20 protein-coding genes and 2 tRNA genes are annotated in these 18,565 nt (G+C 50.0%); 3 read left to right on the top strand and 19 right to left on the bottom strand.

The window, feature by feature from the left end:
- Window positions 1–772: 772 nt before the first annotated feature.
- Window positions 773–1,741, bottom strand: coding sequence for a hypothetical protein (locus JS578_08215; GenBank protein ID QRX62878.1), 969 nt, complete (start codon window positions 1,739–1,741; stop codon window positions 773–775).
- 767 nt (window positions 1,742–2,508) lie between these two features.
- A tRNA-Gly gene (locus tag JS578_08210) sits at window positions 2,509–2,581 on the bottom strand.
- A gap of 115 nt (window positions 2,582–2,696) precedes the next feature.
- Between JS578_08210 and JS578_08205 the strand changes: the two genes are divergently transcribed.
- A tRNA-Pro gene (locus JS578_08205) sits at window positions 2,697–2,770 on the top strand.
- Between the two features lie 72 nt (window positions 2,771–2,842).
- Here JS578_08205 and JS578_08200 read toward each other — a convergent pair.
- The 16 genes from JS578_08200 to JS578_08125 form a co-directional block, all read right to left on the bottom strand.
- Window positions 2,843–3,691, bottom strand: a complete 849-nt coding sequence (locus JS578_08200) for a glycine betaine ABC transporter substrate-binding protein (protein QRX62877.1) — start codon at window positions 3,689–3,691, stop codon at window positions 2,843–2,845.
- A gap of 34 nt (window positions 3,692–3,725) precedes the next feature.
- Window positions 3,726–4,589, bottom strand: coding sequence for a proline/glycine betaine ABC transporter permease (locus JS578_08195; GenBank protein QRX62876.1), 864 nt, complete (start codon window positions 4,587–4,589; stop codon window positions 3,726–3,728).
- 1 nt (window position 4,590) lies between these two features.
- Window positions 4,591–5,841 carry a glycine betaine/L-proline ABC transporter ATP-binding protein gene (locus JS578_08190; GenBank protein QRX62875.1) on the bottom strand — a complete coding sequence of 417 codons (1,251 nt, stop codon included), beginning with the start codon at window positions 5,839–5,841 and terminating at the stop codon, window positions 4,591–4,593.
- A 9-nt stretch (window positions 5,842–5,850) separates the two neighbouring features.
- The gene (locus tag JS578_08185; GenBank protein QRX62874.1) at window positions 5,851–7,059 is read right to left on the bottom strand and encodes a hypothetical protein; all 1,209 of its coding nucleotides are present in this window, start codon (window positions 7,057–7,059) and stop codon (window positions 5,851–5,853) included.
- 366 nt (window positions 7,060–7,425) lie between these two features.
- The gene (locus JS578_08180) at window positions 7,426–7,893 is read right to left on the bottom strand and encodes an Lrp/AsnC ligand binding domain-containing protein (GenBank protein ID QRX62873.1); all 468 of its coding nucleotides are present in this window, start codon (window positions 7,891–7,893) and stop codon (window positions 7,426–7,428) included.
- 127 nt (window positions 7,894–8,020) lie between these two features.
- Entirely contained in the window at window positions 8,021–8,710 is a 690-nt protein-coding gene (locus JS578_08175) for a 2-C-methyl-D-erythritol 4-phosphate cytidylyltransferase (GenBank protein ID QRX62872.1), read from the bottom strand.
- Window positions 8,707–8,898: an exodeoxyribonuclease VII small subunit gene (xseB, locus tag JS578_08170; GenBank protein QRX64965.1), complete on the bottom strand. Its 192-nt coding sequence runs from the start codon at window positions 8,896–8,898 to the stop codon at window positions 8,707–8,709. The genes JS578_08175 and xseB overlap by 4 nt, the downstream gene beginning before the upstream one ends.
- A gap of 38 nt (window positions 8,899–8,936) precedes the next feature.
- Window positions 8,937–10,205, bottom strand: coding sequence for an exodeoxyribonuclease VII large subunit (locus JS578_08165; protein QRX62871.1), 1,269 nt, complete (start codon window positions 10,203–10,205; stop codon window positions 8,937–8,939).
- A gap of 127 nt (window positions 10,206–10,332) precedes the next feature.
- The gene (locus tag JS578_08160; protein QRX62870.1) at window positions 10,333–10,818 is read right to left on the bottom strand and encodes a DUF4252 domain-containing protein; all 486 of its coding nucleotides are present in this window, start codon (window positions 10,816–10,818) and stop codon (window positions 10,333–10,335) included.
- A 63-nt stretch (window positions 10,819–10,881) separates the two neighbouring features.
- Window positions 10,882–11,412, bottom strand: coding sequence for a hypothetical protein (locus tag JS578_08155; protein ID QRX62869.1), 531 nt, complete (start codon window positions 11,410–11,412; stop codon window positions 10,882–10,884).
- Window positions 11,390–11,902 carry a sigma-70 family RNA polymerase sigma factor gene (locus JS578_08150; protein ID QRX62868.1) on the bottom strand — a complete coding sequence of 171 codons (513 nt, stop codon included), beginning with the start codon at window positions 11,900–11,902 and terminating at the stop codon, window positions 11,390–11,392. The genes JS578_08155 and JS578_08150 overlap by 23 nt, the downstream gene beginning before the upstream one ends.
- A complete protein-coding gene (locus tag JS578_08145; GenBank protein ID QRX62867.1) occupies window positions 11,889–12,347 on the bottom strand; it encodes a DUF4252 domain-containing protein in 459 nt (152 codons plus the stop codon). The genes JS578_08150 and JS578_08145 overlap by 14 nt, the downstream gene beginning before the upstream one ends.
- Before the next feature lie 184 nt (window positions 12,348–12,531).
- Window positions 12,532–12,747 (bottom strand): LPXTG cell wall anchor domain-containing protein, encoded by a 216-nt coding sequence (locus JS578_08140; protein QRX62866.1) that lies wholly within the window; start codon window positions 12,745–12,747, stop codon window positions 12,532–12,534.
- Complete coding sequence (locus JS578_08135) at window positions 12,731–13,231, bottom strand: flavodoxin domain-containing protein (protein ID QRX62865.1); 501 nt, start codon at window positions 13,229–13,231, stop codon at window positions 12,731–12,733. Before JS578_08135 ends, JS578_08140 begins: the two co-directional genes overlap by 17 nt.
- Window positions 13,232–13,236: 5 nt before the next feature.
- Window positions 13,237–14,700 carry an aminoacyl-histidine dipeptidase gene (locus JS578_08130; protein QRX62864.1) on the bottom strand — a complete coding sequence of 488 codons (1,464 nt, stop codon included), beginning with the start codon at window positions 14,698–14,700 and terminating at the stop codon, window positions 13,237–13,239.
- Window positions 14,701–14,712: 12 nt separating this feature from the next.
- Entirely contained in the window at window positions 14,713–15,726 is a 1,014-nt protein-coding gene (locus JS578_08125) for a flippase-like domain-containing protein (GenBank protein ID QRX62863.1), read from the bottom strand.
- 169 nt (window positions 15,727–15,895) lie between these two features.
- Here JS578_08125 and rsmA point away from each other — a divergent pair, with 169 nt between their 5' ends.
- Both rsmA and corA read left to right on the top strand, forming a co-directional pair.
- Window positions 15,896–16,693 (top strand): 16S rRNA (adenine(1518)-N(6)/adenine(1519)-N(6))-dimethyltransferase RsmA, encoded by a 798-nt coding sequence (gene rsmA / locus JS578_08120; GenBank protein ID QRX62862.1) that lies wholly within the window; start codon window positions 15,896–15,898, stop codon window positions 16,691–16,693.
- Window positions 16,694–16,729: 36 nt separating this feature from the next.
- Window positions 16,730–17,674 (top strand): magnesium/cobalt transporter CorA, encoded by a 945-nt coding sequence (gene corA, locus JS578_08115; GenBank protein ID QRX62861.1) that lies wholly within the window; start codon window positions 16,730–16,732, stop codon window positions 17,672–17,674.
- A 12-nt stretch (window positions 17,675–17,686) separates the two neighbouring features.
- On the opposite strand, the gene JS578_08110 is transcribed toward corA, so the two are convergent.
- Entirely contained in the window at window positions 17,687–18,562 is an 876-nt protein-coding gene (locus JS578_08110) for a GNAT family N-acetyltransferase (GenBank protein ID QRX62860.1), read from the bottom strand.
- Window positions 18,563–18,565: the final 3 nt, after the last annotated feature.

Below are 18,565 nucleotides of genomic sequence, written 5' to 3'. Positions count from 1 at the left end.
TTGCAGCGAAGTGCGAAGCATACTTGGCTGCAAGGGCGGGAAGAAAGCTTGATATCCCTTGTCCATTGGTAGAAAGCGCCTGGCGTGAAAGCGCGGAATGGAACAGATGAGGAGCGGAAGCAAGCTCACACCGATGAAAGATCGGTGGTGGTAAACGCGGGGAGCGTTGCGGTGCGAGCGAAGCGAACGGAGGAGGGAGATCGACCCGAAGCATGAGGGTCGGCTGCCGACAGAGAGAGCTATAGCGAACACGGCAGTAACGCGGAGGTGCAGAACCGAGAGAGCGATGCGATGTGAATGGAGCAAGCGCAGGATCCGGTCCGACCCGAAGCATGAGGGTCGGGCGGAGAGGGAGCGAGCGGAATGGACATGGCAAAGCGATGGGATTAGAAAGGGACTCCGGTGATGTGGTGGGGCGGTAGATTTACAAAAAGTGTGACACCCCGATTAGCCTGAGCGACCCGCAGGCGAGCAGAAACACGGAGTGGCGGTTGCCCCCTTTCAAATAATGTATGAGCGAAGCGAATACCTTATTGGGGATTCAAGGGGGCAAGAGTAGCCACGCGTGAGGATTGAGCGAGCGTTGTGCAACAAAACAAGCAGCCACGCAGCGATGAGCACCAAACGAAGCGATCTTAGACTGGCCGTGATTGGGAATGCTGTTGGGTGTTTAAAACCAATCACATTGCAGATACGGGGAATGGGAGCGAAGTGAGTGGGAGCGCAAGAGCTAAGTGTGGATGCGGTGTGTGCAAGGGTGGCGAAAAAAATACTACCTTTTGAAAGAGAGGAGCCGGAGGCGGATCTCCAAAAGGTGGAGATTTTTTTCAAGCCACTTGCTTGCCCTTGCACACATGTTTTGTGAACTAAGTGAGCGATTGACGAACACCTTGAAATAGCGTGTAGCTTTCATCCAGTCCACCTTAGCCAGGTTGAGGGATGGAATTCTGTCGAGATATTTCTTCTCAATTGTCAGCGTCTGCGGGTCGCGATGTTTGCGGATGAAGAATGCCAGCAACCTGAACTTCTTCACCTGCTCCGGTGTCAGATCGTAGGAGTAGTTATCGATCAGAAGGAGTAGAAAGTCGAGTATTGCATCCTCCATCAGCTTGTCGCCAAAATAGATGTTGTTGGCTATATGATGGGCTTGCGAGGGATTTGCAGCAAAGGTGCGAATGCGATCGAAGATCTCGTAAGCCTTGTTGAAGATAAAGAGCCACCCCTCATCATCAAAATTAAGATTCAAGAAGCGTTCGTTGTAGAATTTAAAATTCGCCTCATCGATCAGGTAGTCGCTCAAATTGCTCTTCGGATAGTCCTCCTTGTAGCGTGATATCTCCTCCTCGATCTCTCTCGAGGTGGTTAGAGTCTCGGGTTTGAGTTGGAGACTCTTGCTCTTGTAATGATAGTCGTAGGGATTATTGTCCCGTTCGATGATGTTGTAGGCATAGATAAATGTTTTGTCGTCGCAGATGGCGTTTTGAATCTCCTTCCGGACCCTGTAGGAGATCAGGTGATCTATTTCATCATCGTTTTCATGGAAATTGACCGATTCATGATTGCAGTTGTTGATTTTGAAGATTTCCCGACACCTGGCATCGGCAAAGAGATGATTGTCGCAATACTCTTCTGTTTTTCGTTTGTTTGTTCTCAGGGAATAAAGATCGTAGATTGATTTTTTGACAAGCTCGTAGAATTCGAATTCAGCTTTGTTGAACTCAAGCTTTTCTTTCGCTCTCATGGAAGGACAGTTAGAATTAAATACGCACAGCAATTGATCTTAATCCAAAGACCTCATGCTTCAAAAGGAATTTTTTCAAAAAGTGAAAAAATATCACTCATCCGACAAACGCTGTAGCAATTACACCGCTTACCAGTTTACACGCTGTGCCGAGTGTTCTACTTGAGAACGATAGGCACCAAGATAACAAGACTCATGCCGATGTCCCAATTTCGGATTAGTGCACCACCGAAAAATATATCTTACGTTTGACCGACATCGCTACAAAAATAAGAATAAAAAACAATAAACAGCAGATAGGTTTGATTTTGTAAGGGATAAGGGAGCGGAGGGGTGACCGTTCCCGGGGGAATTGGTAACACGTTTTGGGGGTTGCCAGGGGGTTGGGAGGATGGCCGGGTGGTCTCTAAATGGGTTGGGTGGTTCGCTGAAGCTTGTTATGTAATTGGTTCTTTGGCTGTTTTGGTGATTTTGTGAAGGAAAGCAGTTTTTACAAGGATTGGTAACATTGTTGGTACAGGTAGTTATACTCCTAAATGTTACCAATGGGGGAATGGGATGGATTGATGAAAGAAATGTAGGAGAGTTGGGGAAGATAATATCGATTAATTAGGAATAAAAAGGGTTGGAATATTTATGCTTAACGGGAATTATCTTATCGATGGAATGAGATAATTATTGATGTTTTACGGAAAATGTTTACCCATTGTTTACCCAAAAGAAAAAGCACTTATCGGTAAATACCGATAAGTGCTTGATGTTGAGGGAGCGGCAAACGAGACTCGAACTCGCGACCCTCAGCTTGGGAAGCTAATGCTCTACCGACTGAGCTATTGCCGCAGGATTACCCTGCAAATGTACCCAATTTTTTTATTCGTTATACGCATCACATTGTTTTTTATCTTAAATTTGAGCGAATACAGAAAAATTATTTACCTTTGCACCCACAAATCATCGGGATGTAGCACAGTTGGCTAGCGCGCCACGTTCGGGACGTGGAGGTCGGGTGTTCGAGTCACCTCATCCCGACAGATTAAAAAAGAAGAAAGCCGCCCTCGGGGCGGCTTTCTTCTTTTCATAGCGAATGAATTGTGGCATTGATCACTCGAACCAGCCGTCTATCATCGCCTTATTGGCTTCGTACCATGCTGCGGCACCCGCCTCTTCACCCTGCTCATCAATGGCTGCCATCAGACTGTAAAGATAGTCCTCGCTAAGATTGAACTTGCCATAAAAGGCAGCCAATTCAGGCATATCCTCCTTAAATCCTCTTCTGGAGATGATGGCACACACATCAGTGGGATAAACCCCTTTGGGATCCTCAAGGTACTTCAGGTCGAAGTTCATCCACTTGAAGTGAGGCTTCCAGCCGGTAATCACGATCCACTCCTCATTCTTGACTGCCTTGTCGAGGCTGGCAACCATTGCGGGGCCACTGGAGGTGATCTGTTCAAAGTCGAGATCATATGCTTCTATCGCATTCAGTGTGCTAGCATGTATTCCTGCTCCACTACCAATACCGATGATTTCACCATCGAATCGGTCTCGGTTTGCATTCAGCTCCTCGATTGAGTTGATGGTGACATAGGAGGGAACCACCAACCCGGTGGTACCGCCGCTAAATGCTTCACCCAGCTTCTCCAGCTTGTCGCCATAATCTTCCCAATATTCCTTGTGAGTGTGGGGTAACCATGCATCAAGAAAGATATCCCCCTTTGAGTTCTCTTTCGACAGCTCACCATAAATCAGTCCCGGTTCCAGGTTGATCATATCCACATCGTAACCCTTCTCTTCAAGCACCACCTTACTCAGGTAGGAGAGGGCAATTCCTTCGGCCCAATTGGGGTAGAGGATGGTCACCTCTTCACGGTCACTTTTCTGGCTGTTGCCACAGGCTGTCATCAACAGCAGAATCGATGCTGCCATAAGAATGGACAGTAGTTTGCTCATTTTTTTCATATTACTCTGTTTTAAAATTATCATTCTATTTCTTATTGGCAATCGACTGGGTGATCCTATCGAGGATGATGGCCAGGATCACAATCCCGAGACCCGACTCAAACCCTTTCGCGATGTCGTTCTGCTGGATCCCCTGATAGACGATGCTACCCAGTCCGCGGGCCCCTACCATTGAGGCTATTACCACCATCGAGAGCGCCAGCAGGATCACCTGGTTCACACCGGTCAAAATGGTCGGCATGGCCAGCGGCAGCTGAATCTTGTATAGGATTTGGTTTTCGGTGGCACCGAAAGCATGTCCCGCCTCCACCACATCAGAGGGTACATTCCTGATGCCGAGGCTGGTGAGACGCACTGCCGGGGGCAGTGAGAAGATTACCGTGGCAATGATGCCCGGCGTATTCCCCACGCTGAAAAAGAAGATGGCCGGAATCAGGTATACGAAGGCCGGCATCGTCTGCATAAAATCGAGAATAGGGCGTATGATCATATCAGCAGTCCTGTTTCTTGCCGAGAGGATTCCCAGTGGAATTCCAAGGATCAGGGCAATAAAGGTAGCCACCAGTACCAGCGTGGTGGTGTGAATGGCATCCTCCCAGTAGCCCATCAGATAGATCAGCAGGAAGCCGACGACCACAAAGGAGGCCAATCCGAGCCCCATTTTCAGCCCCTCCTTCCTGAATAGCTTACTGCCTGTCTTGGCGTAGTAGGCCAGGAAAGTGATAAGCAGCAGGAAGAGGACAAAGGGAATGCCCAGCAACAAGTCGTTGAGATGATCTACCGTCCAGGAGATCCCATCGTCGATGGCGCTCCACAGAAAAGAGAAATTCTCTTCCAGGGCATTGATTCCCTGTTCTATATATTTACCTAAGTTTATTACTCTTTCCATATCAAATATCGTTTGCTTTTTCTATTAACTCTTTCACCTCTTCACGCTCGAAGCGGGTAGCCTCGATGATCAATGAGGTCTGGGTCACGATACCCAGCAACCGCTTGCTCTCCTCGTCGACCACCGCCAGCGGGTAGTTGTGGTTCGAGATTAGTGGCAGCATCTCCTCCACCGTATAATGGCTGTAGACACTCGGCACCTCTGTTCTGATCACCGACTGCAGCGAGTTCTCGTTCTTATCGGCCAGCTTCAGCACATCTTTCAGCCATACATAACCCAGGAACACCCGTTTCTCATCTTCCACCGGCAGCACATCTACCGAGATGGTGCGCATCTTGCGAATCGCCTGCATGGGACCATCCTTCTTCAGATGCAGCAAGGTGGGCTTGCGGAACATCAGCGTCTCAGCGGTGATGATGGTCTTGCGATCCACTTTCTCCGTGAATGCCTCTACATAGTCACTGGCCGGGTTGGTGAGAATCTCCTCGGCGGTGCCGATCTGTTCGATCACACCATCCTTCATGATCACGATGCGGTCACCCAGCTTGATTGCCTCATCCAGGTCGTGAGTGATGAAGACGATGGTCTTCTGCAGCTTCTCCTGAATTTGCAACAGTTCATCCTGCATGTCAGACTTGATCAGTGGGTCGAGGGCCGAGAACGCTTCGTCCATCAGCAGTACCTCGCTGTCGTTTGCCAGTGCCCTGGCCAGACCAACACGTTGCTGCATCCCGCCAGACATGGCGGCGGGCAGCTGCTCCTCATATCCCTTCAGACCTACCGTTTCGAGTGCCTGAAGTGCTTTTTTCTCCCTCTCTTCCTTAGGTTCTCCTCGCAGCTCAAGGCCGAAAGCGGCATTCTCCAGGATGGTCTTGTGGGGCAGCAGGCCGAATTTCTGAAACACCATGCTCATTTCGTAGCGGCGCGTCTTCATCAGTTCTTTGTTTCCCTCACGGGTGATGTCGTGATCCTTGAAAAAAACCTTCCCTGCGGTCGGCTCGTTCAACCTGTTCAGGCAGCGAATCAGTGTTGACTTACCACTACCGGAGAGGCCCATCACCACGAAGACCTCTCCTTCATACACCTCGAAGCTGGCCTTGTTGATCCCTACTGTGCACTTTGTCTTCTTCAGGATCTCCTTTTTCGATGCTCCTTTTTCAAGCATCGCCAGTGCCTCTTTCTTGCGCTTACCGAAGATCAGTGTAAGATCCTCGACTTTTATTTTTACCGTTCTATCGTTGTTTTCAGTCATAATAGTTGTTTAAAAGTAGTAACCTACATTGACATTGAGACGGCTGTTCCAGTCGGGATCTTCAACTCCCGAACCCAGTCCCTTTCCGAAGTCATCTGTCAGCCAGGGCTGATTCTTACCCATAGCGTAATCCACGTAGGTGTAAACAGGACCGGCGGTAACAAGGATACCGGGTACCAAGTGGTGGGTATTGTAAAACGTCTCCTCGGCCTTGTCTACTACAGAATAGTCGATGTGAGCCTGTATGGAGGATAACGGTCCCCATGAGACTGGCAACGTGTAGGCTAGACCGGCCACATAGATATTAGCCTTGGCCGCCACACCACCGCTGTAATTGTCACCTCCCGCATAATCATAACCATAGGCACCCATCTGTACCACATCGAGTTTATCACCCTCGTCTGACAGGGCGTTGTAATCGTAGCTGATCAACTCTGTTTTCAGGCTGAAGCGACCGAAGGTGGCGGCCAGGTGAGCGGCAAATGCAGTTGAAGTGGTAGTCTCATCCAGCTTGGGGTTGTAAAGACCACCCGCCTGTGCGGAGAGACCTGCCACCCAGCCGGGGATAAACTCCCAGTTGAGGCGCGCATTGAACTGATCCACCTCATGCAGGGTTGCATAGGCACTCATTAATTCCCCCTGCTGATTGAGGAAGGAGCCTGTACCGGGGAGAATGTCGTAGGAGTATCTCCCCTGACCCACATTGTTCGTTCCCGCCACCGGTCCCGCCGGCTCCGCCTGCCGGTAGTAGGCAAACGAGAGATCCAAATTGTCGGCAGGCGCGATGTCGAACCGCACCCCCATGTCGTAGTCATCTTCCAGTCCCAGGTAATAGGGAATCTGGAACCACCAGGAATGAGAAGCAAAGTCGGCGATACCGAACGGTACCTGCGATACCCCCAGCATCATGTATACCTTATCTGTGAAGCCGTATCCCAGGTAACCGTGATGTATGAAATGAGTTCCACTGGAGGGATAAAAGCGGTATTCGAAGCTCAGGTCGATGCCGGAGTGGGATCCCTCCACGTTAAGGCGCCAGGTATCCCAGTCGGTCTTCGTTTTAAGTTTGTTTCCGTTGCTCTCGTAGTTCGTCGACATCAGGTTGTAGCGAAGTGCCCCGCCCAAAGTGAAGCCATCTTCCTTTTCAGGAGGTTGTGGGTAGAGTGAGGAGGCAATAAAAAACAGTGAAATAATCAGTAAAATTTTTTGATAAACCATTCGAGTTTTATTTTGGATTGAATGTTGATTAATCAACGATGAAGCAGATCAGAGATTTCTTCTCTGTTCAGTAATATGGATTGTATCATCCGTGAAAAAGGGAAAGCATCGACAGATAGCTTTTACGAAGGACTTAACCTAAAACCCGGAAGCCGGGAAACGTGTTAAAATGTAACAGGGATGGACATGTAACCTTCTGAAAACCTGCTGATAAACCGACTGTATTGCATTTAAAAAGGTAAGACATCCTTTTCAAAAGCTGTGCAAAGGTAAGTAAAAAAATGGAATTTAACAAATCACCCCTACACAGGGTCGCGCTGCTGCGTCCCTGTGAAGGGGTGTATGGCTGGAGTCGGAAGAGGGATGTCAGTTACTCTCGCGCATGATTGGGATCTCGCGCTTTACGCTCTGGCTCAGCGAGATCATCGTCTCGGTGGCCACCACGCCGGGAATCTCCTGGATGCGGTTGTTGAGCAGTTCCATCAAGTGCTCGTTGTCACGGGCATACAGCTTCACCAGCAAGGTGTAGGGTCCTGTTGTGAAATGGCACTCAGTCACCTCGGGGATCTTGTCGAACTCGGGGATCACGTTCTTGTACATAGATCCTTTCTCTAGTTTCACACCGATGTAGGCACTGGAAGCATAACCCAACACCTTCGGGTTCACATGATAGCCGGATCCTGTGATCACCTCATTTTCAATCATCCGCTGCACACGTTGGTGGATGGCGGCACGCGATACTCCGCACTGCTCAGCTACATCGCGGAAAGGGATGCGGGCATTCTGTGAGATGATTTCCAGTATCTGTCTGTCTAATTTATCAATTTTTTCCATGAGAAGTGAGCTTTGTATTATTTCATCAAAAATAATAAAAATACATGATATAATGACAAAATGGAATGATTATTTTCACAAAACCCCACTTTTTGTCCTATTTATTGAAAAACAGGAATCGTTTCTATCATTTTGGCAGATGAAGAAGCAGTTGCTCTGCGATCAAAAAGTCAAACGGTGTTGTGATTTTGATATTGCTTTCCTCACCCTCTATCAGCAGGATGGGGAGACCCTGCCTCTCGGCTACCGATGCATCATCTGTGAAAGCGGGATCGTATGGCCATTGGTATGCCTTTTTCAATTCCGCGGCTGGGAAGAGCTGCGGTGTCTGTACCAACCGCAACAGCTCCCTGTCTATCATATGGCTTCCCTCATCCGTGAGAAGCCGCACGCTGGCGCTTTCACGTACCACAGGAATCACACCGCATTGTTGGGTGTCACAGGCCTTGAAGCATCGGCCGATCAGTTCTCTCGTCACCAGGGGGCGTGCCGCATCATGAACCGCCACCAACCCTTCAGCAGGAATCAGTTCCAGTCCGTTACGGACAGATTGGAATCGTGTCTCTCCACCCGTTACCGTGCGATGAGGCAATGTGAAATGGTGCGTGCGGAGCAGTTCCTCCCAGTGAGACTCGAAACCCTCCGGCAGCACTACCACGATGATGATTTCAGGGTTGTAACGGTGAAAAGCAGCGATGGTATGCATCAGTACCGGAAGGCCGCCAATTAGTTGAAACTGCTTCGGCAACTCCCCGCCTGCACGGAGGCCCTTACCTCCGGCAACGATGATCACGCTTTGCTGTTTTGTTGGTTTCATGTGATGTCGTCGAGTATCTTCTGTAACTCCTCGTCAGTCTGGGTGAGCTTCGCCTGGCAGAAGAGGATCAACTCGGAGGCCCGCTTCACCTTCTCGGTCAGTGCATCTACATCAAGCTCCCCCGTCTCGATGGCGAAAACGATATCGATAAGTTCTTTCTTTGCTTCTGTATAGCTCATATGTTCCATATTGGTATCCATTCTGTAATATTTTGAAGTTTTCACGCTCAGATTTTTTCCGCCTCCTGACGATTGCTCACGCCACACACCTCCGAGGTGGCGATGCCATCACGAAAGTGGGTCTCGATCACATCTCCGGGAGCGACGTCGTGGAGGGAGGTGATGATGCTGCCATTCCTGATGGTGAGGGTATACCCCCTTTTCAGCACATTTGCTGGTGACACCATCCGAACATACTGTTCCATGCTCTCCACCTGATGACGTTGCTGCTGCAACTGTTGTTTTAGCAGATGTCGCATCGTCTCTGACAACTGTTGAGTCTGTGCCTCCTCTTTTTGCAACAGGAGGGTGGAGAGGTGTACGGTGTCCTTGCTAAAGAGGCGGATCTCTGACGATTCCTGCCGCAACACCGACCGGGTTTTACCCTGCAGCCGCTCCTCAAGGTCCGCCAGCTCTGAAGCCGTTTTCAAGGTGTGACCGATCAAAAACTCGGCAACAGCGGTGGGTGTCTTGGCACGGGTGTGTGCCACGTGGTCCAGCACCGTCACATCACGCTCATGACCAATGCCACTCACCACCGGCAAGGGAAACTGTGCCACGTTGACTGCCAGCGAGTAGCTATCGAAGCAGTTCAGGTCGGAGGTGGCACCACCGCCACGGATGAGGGTCACCGCGTCGAAGTGATCACTGTAACGGAACACCTGTTCCAGCGCAGCGATGATGGAACTCTCGCTGCGCTCCCCCTGCATGATGGCGGGGAATAATTTCGTGTAGAAAATGAACCCTCCGCTGTTGCGAGCTAGCTGGTCACAGAAATCACCATAACCGGCTGCGTTGGGGGAGGAAATCACTGCGATGCGGCGGATCAGCTCCGGTAGCTCCAGTTCCCTGTTGAGTGTCAGCACCCCCTCCTCCTCCAGTTGCCGGAGCACCTGCTGTCGATTGCGGGCAATCTCGCCCAGTGTGAAGGAGGGTTCGATGTCGACCACGGTAAGAGAGAAACCATACAGCTCGTGAAAGTCGACCGACACACGCACCAGCACATTGAGCCCCGAAGTAAAGGATTGTCCCGTCTCCGCTTCGAAATAGGCTGAAAGCATCTGGAAGACATTCGACCAGATCATCCCACGTGCCTTAGCCACGATATGTTGTTTCTCTGCATCCTTCTCCACGAACTCCAGGTAGCAGTGACCGTTCTGATTGCGGCGCACATCGCTGGTTTCTGCCCGCAACCAATAGGTTTCCGGCAGGTGATCGCTGATGGCATTCTTCACCCGACGGTTAAGTTCGGATAGTGAGAACGAGTCTTGTTTCATGCTTTGGATATTGAAATATTGAGCAAATATAACATATTTCGGGTGATTGAACCTTATCCACAGAACAATAAAAAAACCGGACAAGCAGATGCTCATCCGGTGCAGGTTGTGCGACTGACATGCTCACTCACTTGTTCTTCTGCTGCAACCCATCGGTGATTTTCTTCGCGTCATCCAGTGAAAAAGCTCCCAGGAATTGCATGATCACGCTCTCACCATCGCTGTCTTCCACAATCATGATCATCTCGTGAATGTTTTCCGGCTTGCCTTTCATGAAGAAATTAACCAGCTCGCCGTCATCCGACTTGACCCGCATCAGCAATTCATACTTATCGTCCCGCATCCGCTTGTTGGCAAGTGAAACCATCTCCTGCGCGACCGGCTTGTTCTCAGAGGTAAGGATCAGGATGGATGAGAGCTTCTCCAGGAAATTTGATACATCCACATCTCCAAACCGCATGCCCGATTCTTTGGGCATTAGCGACAGCATGTTTTTTGAAATATAGACCGAAGTCACGCCCTCCATGTCCGTGAATTTCTCAAACGGATTGTTCTGCGCGAACAGCCCGGAGGCTGTGAGGGCAAGCGCAAGCACCATCATCATCTTTTTCATTTTACTCAATCTTTATGGTTGTTCTCTTTTTTACTCATTTACAGAATCTTCCCCACTCATCACTCACCGTCCCACAGTTTCACGCAAGAGGCTGAATGCTTTGTCTACCTGCCGGTCGGCATGCTCTACCGTACGTGTTCCCTTTGAGAAGTTGTTTGCGAAAAGCTGCAGTGCCTCCAGTGTTGCTGCCTCAGCCTGTTCCGGGTTCTCGAAGGTATCGGCAAGCAGCGATTCGTTGTCGCTCCCACTGAAATAGGTCCAGAATCCAATTGTGGCGACGATCAGCAGCGAGGCTACCATCCCGGCGATCCGGAGTTTTAAATTTCTCCGGATGAGGGTCCCCTTCTCAGTTGTCTTCCCGCTTATTTCAGCTCTTTCCATTCTGTCGACCAAGTGACCCATCTTCGACTCCAGGCCCTTCGGCATCTCCGGTGCGGTTGACGAAAGCAGTCTATACAGTTCCCTGTCAGCTTCGAATCGTGCCGGCAGTGACTCATTGTTCAAATAACCGGAAAGGAGTTGCTCCTCCCGGCGGTCTGTTTCACCGCGGTAGAACTTTTCCAATAAGGACTCAAACTCTTTCTCCATACTCATACTTCTTCATTTTATCTTTCAGGTTTCTTCTCGCTCTCGAGAGGAGTTGTCGCACGTTCATCTCTGAGAGTTGCATCACCGCCGCAATTTCATGGAGCGGTTGATCGGCATAATGACGAAGGCGAATGGCTCTCTGCTGGTTCACCGGAAGTGTGGAAAGCAGTTGCTCCACTTGCTGCAACTGTTCTTTTGCTTCCAGGCTGGCTAACGCCTCCCCATCGTCTTCCGGTTCCATTGCCGGGGTGAGGGCTGTGATCCGGTGTCTCGATTGCTTCCGGAGACGATCGAGCGAACAGTTACGGGCTACCGAGACCACGTAGGCCTCATCGTTCTCCACCACCGCCAGTGTCTCACGTATCTTCCACAGCTTCTCATACACCTCCTGTACAATATCCTCCGCATCTGTTCGGTCACCCGTAACAGCAATGGCATAGCGGTATATCAATCCGCTGTAACCGAGAAACCGCTGTTTAAATTCACCTCCCTCCATTGCTCATCGCATCGATATCGGATGGCCGAAATTTCCCTTTCAGGTGTACCAAAGCAGGATCGTCGCCCGTGGTGATGATCACCATCTCACGAATGAGCTGATCTTTTATCTTCACGAAGATCCGTGCTTTCTCATTGGCATCGTTGGTGTTGAGAAACAGTTCAAAATCATCGTCACGGAAATTCAGTGCTGAACGACTGAATCGTTCTTTCACTTCCTGAGGACAATCCTCGAGAGAGAGCACACGGATGCTGCTCAACTTACCATCTCCATGATCCTCCATGAAAGGTTTGGCAAACATCAGCGCAAAGCCGTTCAAGTTGACCTTGGTGACATTCTCGGCACGGGCAAATTCGCGGTACAGTTCATTCAACTTTGTTTGTGCCTGCAGACCGGCTGTAAGGAGCGCAAAAACCATCAGCGCAAGAATCTTATTCTTCATCATACCAAAAATTAATCTGTTTGTATAAGAAAGACGACGAATGTGGAATTTTGTGACAACGAAGATCTTTTATTTTGTGAAACATGTTCAAAAAAAAACCGGCTTTCAGGCAATAGCCTGAGCCGGTTAATCGATTGGGGATCGTCATACTGGCGGCGTAACCCATCACAGCTGATGCCCAGGCAAACTATTCCTCTCCCTTGAAACGATTGCGGATGTTCTCTCTGCGCTTCAGCAGAAAATACAGGAGGAGTGCAAGCAACAGCGTGATACCTATGATCGTGAAGTACTCACCCCAGTTGCCCGAGGTACGGTAACGGGGGTAAGCGAGGACTCCCATGATGAGGGCGTAGCACACAAGAACCAGTGGTAACAGGAGCTGTTTCTCAAGCCTTCTCTTCATTGTTTGAGGTCATAATGTTAGCAAAACGTGTTATTTTTTCTTTGTCGAGGTAAACCTCCAGCTCCTCACTACGGACTATCTGCCTCGTAATGAGACGCTCCCAGAAGTTCATTTTCTCCTCATCCAGTTCACCACCAAAATATTCACGCACAAGCGCATGCCGGGCAAGGCTTTCGGGAAAAGCCTTGTCGAGTTGTTGCTGTGCTTTTTCTCCGCTGTATAGACAGTTGACAAATAGACCCAGCCGTTTCTCGGCCAGCAGCGACTGATTGTTTTTACAAAACCCGGCAATCACGTTCTGAACTTTACCATAATGAATGGATCCTCCCACGATAAGGGAATCGTACACATTCAGATCAGGTATTGATTCACGACGATTCAAGTTGCACAAATCCACCTTTCCGTCCATAAGCCGGAATAGCTCGCGGGCACAACGTTCAACGGTACCATGATTCGAAGCAAAAACAATCAGCGTATTGTGCATCACAGCTATTTCAGTTGACTCAGAATCGACACCAGATAGTCGTAAGAACGTTCAACGGTATCAATCTTTACCGCCTCATCGGGAGAGTGAGCTCCTGTGATGGTAGGTCCGAAAGAGACAATGTCCAGTTTCTGCTCTACGTTCGACTGGATGATGCCACACTCAAGGCCTGCATGGATCACCATCACCTTGGGCCGCTGATCGAACTTCTCAAGATAGATACGCTCCATGGTGTTCAGCAGTTCGCTCTGGGCGTTGGGTTGCCAGCCGGGGTAGTCACCGTCGAATTCCACACGGGCACCAGCCAGCAGGAAGAGGCTCTCCACCGAGGAGCAGACCCAATCCTTTCGGCTCTCGGAGGAGCTGCGCACCAGCAGCTTCACATCAATACGATCGTCGGAGGACTGCACAAGTGCCAGGTTGAGCGAGCTCTCGACCACACCGGGAAAGTCGGCCAGGTAGCTGATCACCCCGTTGGGACATCCCTCTACCGCATTGATCAGGTCATCCTGCACCTCCTCCGGTATCAGGCTCTTGGGCAAATCGGTTCGTTCCGCCGTGAAGGAGATCCCCTCCTCAATACCGGTGAAGTCGTTTTGGAACAGCTCTTCATATTCAGCCACCAGGTCCATAAAGTCGTCAGAGAGTTGCTCGGGAATGGTAAGCACCACGAACGACTCGCGGGGAATGGCGTTGCGCAGCGATCCCCCCTGGATGGAGGCGATGCGTGCTTCGTAGTTGCTGACCACCTCTTTCAGGAAGCGGTTCATCAGCTTATTGGCATTGGCCCTTCCCAGATGAATCTGCACCCCGGAGTGGCCGCCTTTAAGCCCACGCAGGCTCACCTTGAAAGCAATATCTCCCTTTTCAATCTCAGTATCCGGCTTGTAGCGGAAGGATACATTCACATCCCGACCGCCGGCACAGCCAATGCAGAGCTCACCATCTTCCTCTGTATCGAGGTTAAGCATCAGTGATCCTTGCAGGAATCCTTTCTTCAGACCGTTGGCCCCATCCATGCCCACCTCCTCATCAATGGTGAAGAGTGCTTCAATGGCAGGATGATCCAGTGTCTCATCTTCCAGGAGAGCCATCATCATGGCACAGCCTATGCCGTTGTCAGCACCCAGTGTGGTGGAACGGGCTTTCACCCACTCTCCGTCGACAAAGGTCTGAATGGAATCTTTTGTAAAATCATGCGCTACATCGGCATTTTTCTGCGGCACCATATCGAGGTGTGATTGCAGGATGACCGTTTTAGCACTTTCATATCCTTTGGTAGCCGGCTTGTGAATCACCACGTTGCCCACCTCGTCCTGCCGTGTCTCCAGGTTCAAAGCTTTTCCGAACTCCATCACGAAACGGGTCACCGCTTCCATCTGACCCGTGGGCCTGGGTATGAGGGTGAGTGAATGAAAATGTTTCCAAACGCTTTGGGGCGTCAGCTTTTGCAAATCTGTTGTAGCCATGTTTACTTATCTTTAATTGGTTTTTTCGTTGATTGTTTCAATTTTCCGCTTCACATGCGGCATGGCAAAGACACCTACAAGGCCGTAGAGAATCTGCCAGACCGACTGAATGGTGAAGACAGCTCCTGCGAATGCCAATGCCTCTTTCTCGGCCACTCCCAGAATCAGCAGGGAGGAAATCACCATGAAATGCCAGGGGCCTATGCCACCCTGTACAGGCACCGAGATGCCGATGTTGGTCATGGCGAAAACGATCAATCCTGCCATTGGTCCCAGGCCTTTAGTGAAATCAAACGCGAAGAAGCAGATGTAAAAATACAAATAAAAAGAGAACCAAAGGAGGATCGTATAGATTATTATCCTCTTTTTCTCCTTCATTCCGGAGATGAGACGCAGGTCGTAGCGAAGTGTGTTGACAAAACGCTTGATTTTAATCATCAGCCAGGTGCGCCGGAAGAAGGTTCGCATCACAATTACCGCCAGCACCATCGCCACCAGAATCAGATAAATCCAGACAGATGAGAACATGTGTGAAAGAGCTTCTCCGAACTGCGGGTTATCGCTGAAATAAGAGACAAAAAAATCAATGCTGAACAGCATGCTGAATAAAATCACTGATACACCGGCAATGATGTCGACAACCTTGTCAATCAGAAAAGTCTCCAGTGTTCTGGAGAAAGGAATTCGATCATACCTGCTCACTACACCACAACGCCAAACATCACCAGCGCGCGGCAGGACAAAGTTGACCGCATAGTTGCCCAGCGTGGCATATACCAGGCTGGCACGTGGAGGATGATAGCCGAGTGAATTGACAAACAACTCCCAGCGCAACCCCCTCAACAAGTTGCCCAACAACCCGAAGATCAAGGAGAAGGCTATGATTCCGAAATTTGCCGAGCGGGTGATTTCCCACAGCTCGCCCAGATCAGTGTCGCGATACATAGCCCAGATGATAAACAATCCGAGCAGCAGGGAGAGCACTGTCTTCAGGAAGCTCTTCAGGGATTCAGCTGTTATCTTCACCTGTTCACTGTTAATTTGTTCCACCAAGAGAGATAATGGGGCGCAAACACCTCCGTGCACAAGGTGTGTGCCTCATCTATCTTGTTTTTTTAGAATGGGTTTATCAGATTTCTGATAATAAAATGTTACCTTTGCGGCGGTAAAGATAAGGAATAATCGGCAGATTGCAATGTTTCAGGTAAGAGCAAAAAAAAACCTAGGGCAGCACTTTCTCAAGGATGAGTCGATTGCACGCCGCATCGCGGAGAGCCTTGAGAACTTCCCCATTCTCCCGGTGCTGGAGGTGGGACCCGGCACCGGCATGCTCACCCGTCAACTGCTGGAACTGGACAGAGATCTCACTGTGGTGGAGATAGACCGCGAGTCTGTAGCTTACCTCAAAGAGCACTACCCTGCCCTCGAAGGCCGTATCCTGGAGCAGGATTTCCTGCGGATGGACCTCACAACTCTTTATAACGGAAGCTTCTGTCTGATTGGCAATTATCCTTACAACATCTCCTCACAGATTTTTTTCAAATTGCTCGACCATAAGGAGTCTATACCCTGTTGCGCGGGCATGATCCAAAAGGAGGTGGCGGAACGCATGACCGCTTCACCCGGTAACAAGAGCTACGGCATCCTCAGTGTGTTGCTACAGGCTTGGTACGACATCGAGTACCTCTTCACGGTGAACGAGCAGGCGTTCATCCCTCCGCCCAAAGTTAAATCGGCAGTCGTACGGCTCACCCGCAACGGGCGAAAGCAGCTCGACTGTAATGAAAAATTGTTCAAAACGGTAGTGAAGACCAGCTTTAACCAGCGACGGAAGATGCTGCGCAACTCCATCAAGTCACTGCTGTCAGAAGAGAGTCCGATGCCCGACGACCCGATGCTCACCATGAGACCCGAACAGCTCTCCATTGAGCAGTTCGAGCAACTCACCAACCTGCTGGAACCGTTGATACGGTCTGGAGGTCAAAAGGCATAGAGGACTGATTTACGTACGATTTAAAAGAGAAAGACCATGGCGGAAGTAAAATTGTTTTATCACAAGGATGGCATCGTAAGACTGAGCCGCAGCCTTGACTTCCTGAAATCAAACCCCATACAGAACTTTCTGTGGATTGACCTCAACGACGTGGACGAGGAGGTTGAAAATGAACTGGAGGACTTCCTGAAGATCTACATCCAGGAGGAGGAGGAGATGATTGAGATCGAAATGTCGTCGCGCTACATCGAGACCAACGACACGCTGGTGGTGAACTCCAACTTCCTGCTTTCTAACTTCGAAACCGATCCGGTATCGTTCATCCTCAAGAACAACATCCTGGTAACCGTTCGCGGAGAGGAACTGAGTTCCTTCCACGAGACGGTGAAGAAGATTTCAGCCAACCCGAAGAACTATCCCACCGGGGCACACGTGCTGGTGGCGCTGCTGGAGACACGGGTGGAGTTCGATGCCGACATGATCGAGAACATGACACAGAAGATCACTCAGCTCAGTAACTCGCTCACACTGCAAGAGGCTGACGAGGAGCTGCTCTCCGAGATCAAGAACCTTCAGGAAAAGACGATGCTTCTCAGGGAGAACATCATTGACAAACAGCGCACCGTCTCAGGCATGCTTCGCAGTGAGTTTATCCCCAATGAGCTGCAACCAAAGCTTACCATCATCATCAAGGACATCAACTCACTGGTGGAACACATCAAGTTCAGCTTCGACCGCCTCGACTACCTGCAGGACACCTTTCTGGGTTATGTGAACATCGAACAGAACAAAATCATCAAGATCTTTACCATCGTTTCAGTCATCTTCATGCCCCCCACGCTTATCGCCAGCGTCTACGGGATGAACTTCACCTTTATGCCGGAGATCGACAAGAAATGGGGCTACCCTCTGGCCATCCTCTTCATGGTGCTCTCCTCACTCTTCATCCTCTATTATTTCAAGAAACGAAAGTGGCTCTGAGTGGGTAACCTTCTACTCCAACATGTAATGCATCGCCGGCGCCTTCTCCGGGAAGAGGGTGGTGACCGGCCCGGCCTCTTCACTGGTATGATACCCCATGAGGTGTTGCGTAAGATCAGTTATTGACAGCTGCAGCATCGAATCAAGCGGTTGCTCATCTTTAATGACCATGCCCCCTGATATGGCATAGGCACCGCTGTTTCGTTTTAGCAATGGATCATCCACTTTCAGTGAGAAGTTAACACCATTCTGTGCTGCGGCATATATCTGCAATAGACGCTCCAGATCGATGATACGGGACATGCCAGTAAGATTTTTCTTGGGGGGAAAGTGATAGAGTGAGGCCTCCTCAACCATGGCACAGAAATCGTCATAAGTTTTCTGTAGTGTCATCTCACACCCCCGAAACTGTGAATCAAAAGAGCGGTAAGCTGCTTGCAGGTCGCCCGAATGTGCATCAAGAAAGCTCTTGAGCGACGGCAGCGGGTCCCTGCCGGCATCAAACGTTTGTGCAAAGCCATACTTGGCATAAAAGCCCAGCAACCACTCCTCCTGCGGCACCAACAACATCATGGGAAATTCTCTCTCCCTGGCCACTTCAAAGCTTCGCAGCAAAAGCTGATGCATGACTCCTTTCCTGCGTGCTTCAGGCAGCGTGCATACTCCCGAGAGGTAAAGCACCGGAATCTCAATGCCATGAAAGGTGAAATTGTAGGGCAACATCTGCAGCGAGGCAACCGCCTTCTCCCTGTCAAAATAAATCAGTGTCTGGTCATCACGGTACTTATGACGGAAGTAGACATCCATATAATCATCCGGGTCACCGAAGCAGCTCTTCCACATCGCCCTCACCGCCTCACGTGAATGCTTATCGGCATAACGTATCATGAT

Source organism: Dysgonomonadaceae bacterium zrk40, assembly GCA_016916535.1.
Classification (GTDB): Bacteria; Bacteroidota; Bacteroidia; order Bacteroidales; family Dysgonomonadaceae; genus Proteiniphilum.
This window is presented reverse-complemented; position numbering and strand designations above follow the sequence as displayed.

Excerpts from the sequence above, each read along its gene's own strand:
- rsmA (QRX62862.1), top strand. The coding sequence starts at position 15,896 with ATGTTTCAGGTAAGAGCAAAAAAAAACCTAGGGCAGCACTTTCTCAAG.
- JS578_08130 (QRX62864.1), bottom strand. The coding sequence starts at position 14,700 with ATGGCTACAACAGATTTGCAAAAGCTGACGCCCCAAAGCGTTTGGAAA.
- JS578_08135 (QRX62865.1), bottom strand. The coding sequence starts at position 13,231 with ATGCACAATACGCTGATTGTTTTTGCTTCGAATCATGGTACCGTTGAA.
- JS578_08215 (QRX62878.1), bottom strand. The coding sequence starts at position 1,741 with ATGAGAGCGAAAGAAAAGCTTGAGTTCAACAAAGCTGAATTCGAATTC.
- JS578_08165 (QRX62871.1), bottom strand. The coding sequence starts at position 10,205 with ATGAAACAAGACTCGTTCTCACTATCCGAACTTAACCGTCGGGTGAAG.
- JS578_08155 (QRX62869.1), bottom strand. The coding sequence starts at position 11,412 with ATGAGTATGGAGAAAGAGTTTGAGTCCTTATTGGAAAAGTTCTACCGC.
- JS578_08180 (QRX62873.1), bottom strand. The coding sequence starts at position 7,893 with ATGGAAAAAATTGATAAATTAGACAGACAGATACTGGAAATCATCTCA.
- JS578_08145 (QRX62867.1), bottom strand. The coding sequence starts at position 12,347 with ATGATGAAGAATAAGATTCTTGCGCTGATGGTTTTTGCGCTCCTTACA.
- JS578_08150 (QRX62868.1), bottom strand. The coding sequence starts at position 11,902 with ATGGAGGGAGGTGAATTTAAACAGCGGTTTCTCGGTTACAGCGGATTG.
- corA (QRX62861.1), top strand. The coding sequence starts at position 16,730 with ATGGCGGAAGTAAAATTGTTTTATCACAAGGATGGCATCGTAAGACTG.
- JS578_08185 (QRX62874.1), bottom strand. The coding sequence starts at position 7,059 with ATGGTTTATCAAAAAATTTTACTGATTATTTCACTGTTTTTTATTGCC.
- JS578_08195 (QRX62876.1), bottom strand. The coding sequence starts at position 4,589 with ATGGAAAGAGTAATAAACTTAGGTAAATATATAGAACAGGGAATCAAT.
- JS578_08190 (QRX62875.1), bottom strand. The coding sequence starts at position 5,841 with ATGACTGAAAACAACGATAGAACGGTAAAAATAAAAGTCGAGGATCTT.
- xseB (QRX64965.1), bottom strand. The coding sequence starts at position 8,898 with ATGGAACATATGAGCTATACAGAAGCAAAGAAAGAACTTATCGATATC.
- JS578_08140 (QRX62866.1), bottom strand. The coding sequence starts at position 12,747 with ATGAAGAGAAGGCTTGAGAAACAGCTCCTGTTACCACTGGTTCTTGTG.
- JS578_08110 (QRX62860.1), bottom strand. The coding sequence starts at position 18,562 with ATGATACGTTATGCCGATAAGCATTCACGTGAGGCGGTGAGGGCGATG.
- JS578_08175 (QRX62872.1), bottom strand. The coding sequence starts at position 8,710 with ATGAAACCAACAAAACAGCAAAGCGTGATCATCGTTGCCGGAGGTAAG.
- JS578_08160 (QRX62870.1), bottom strand. The coding sequence starts at position 10,818 with ATGAAAAAGATGATGATGGTGCTTGCGCTTGCCCTCACAGCCTCCGGG.
- JS578_08200 (QRX62877.1), bottom strand. The coding sequence starts at position 3,691 with ATGAGCAAACTACTGTCCATTCTTATGGCAGCATCGATTCTGCTGTTG.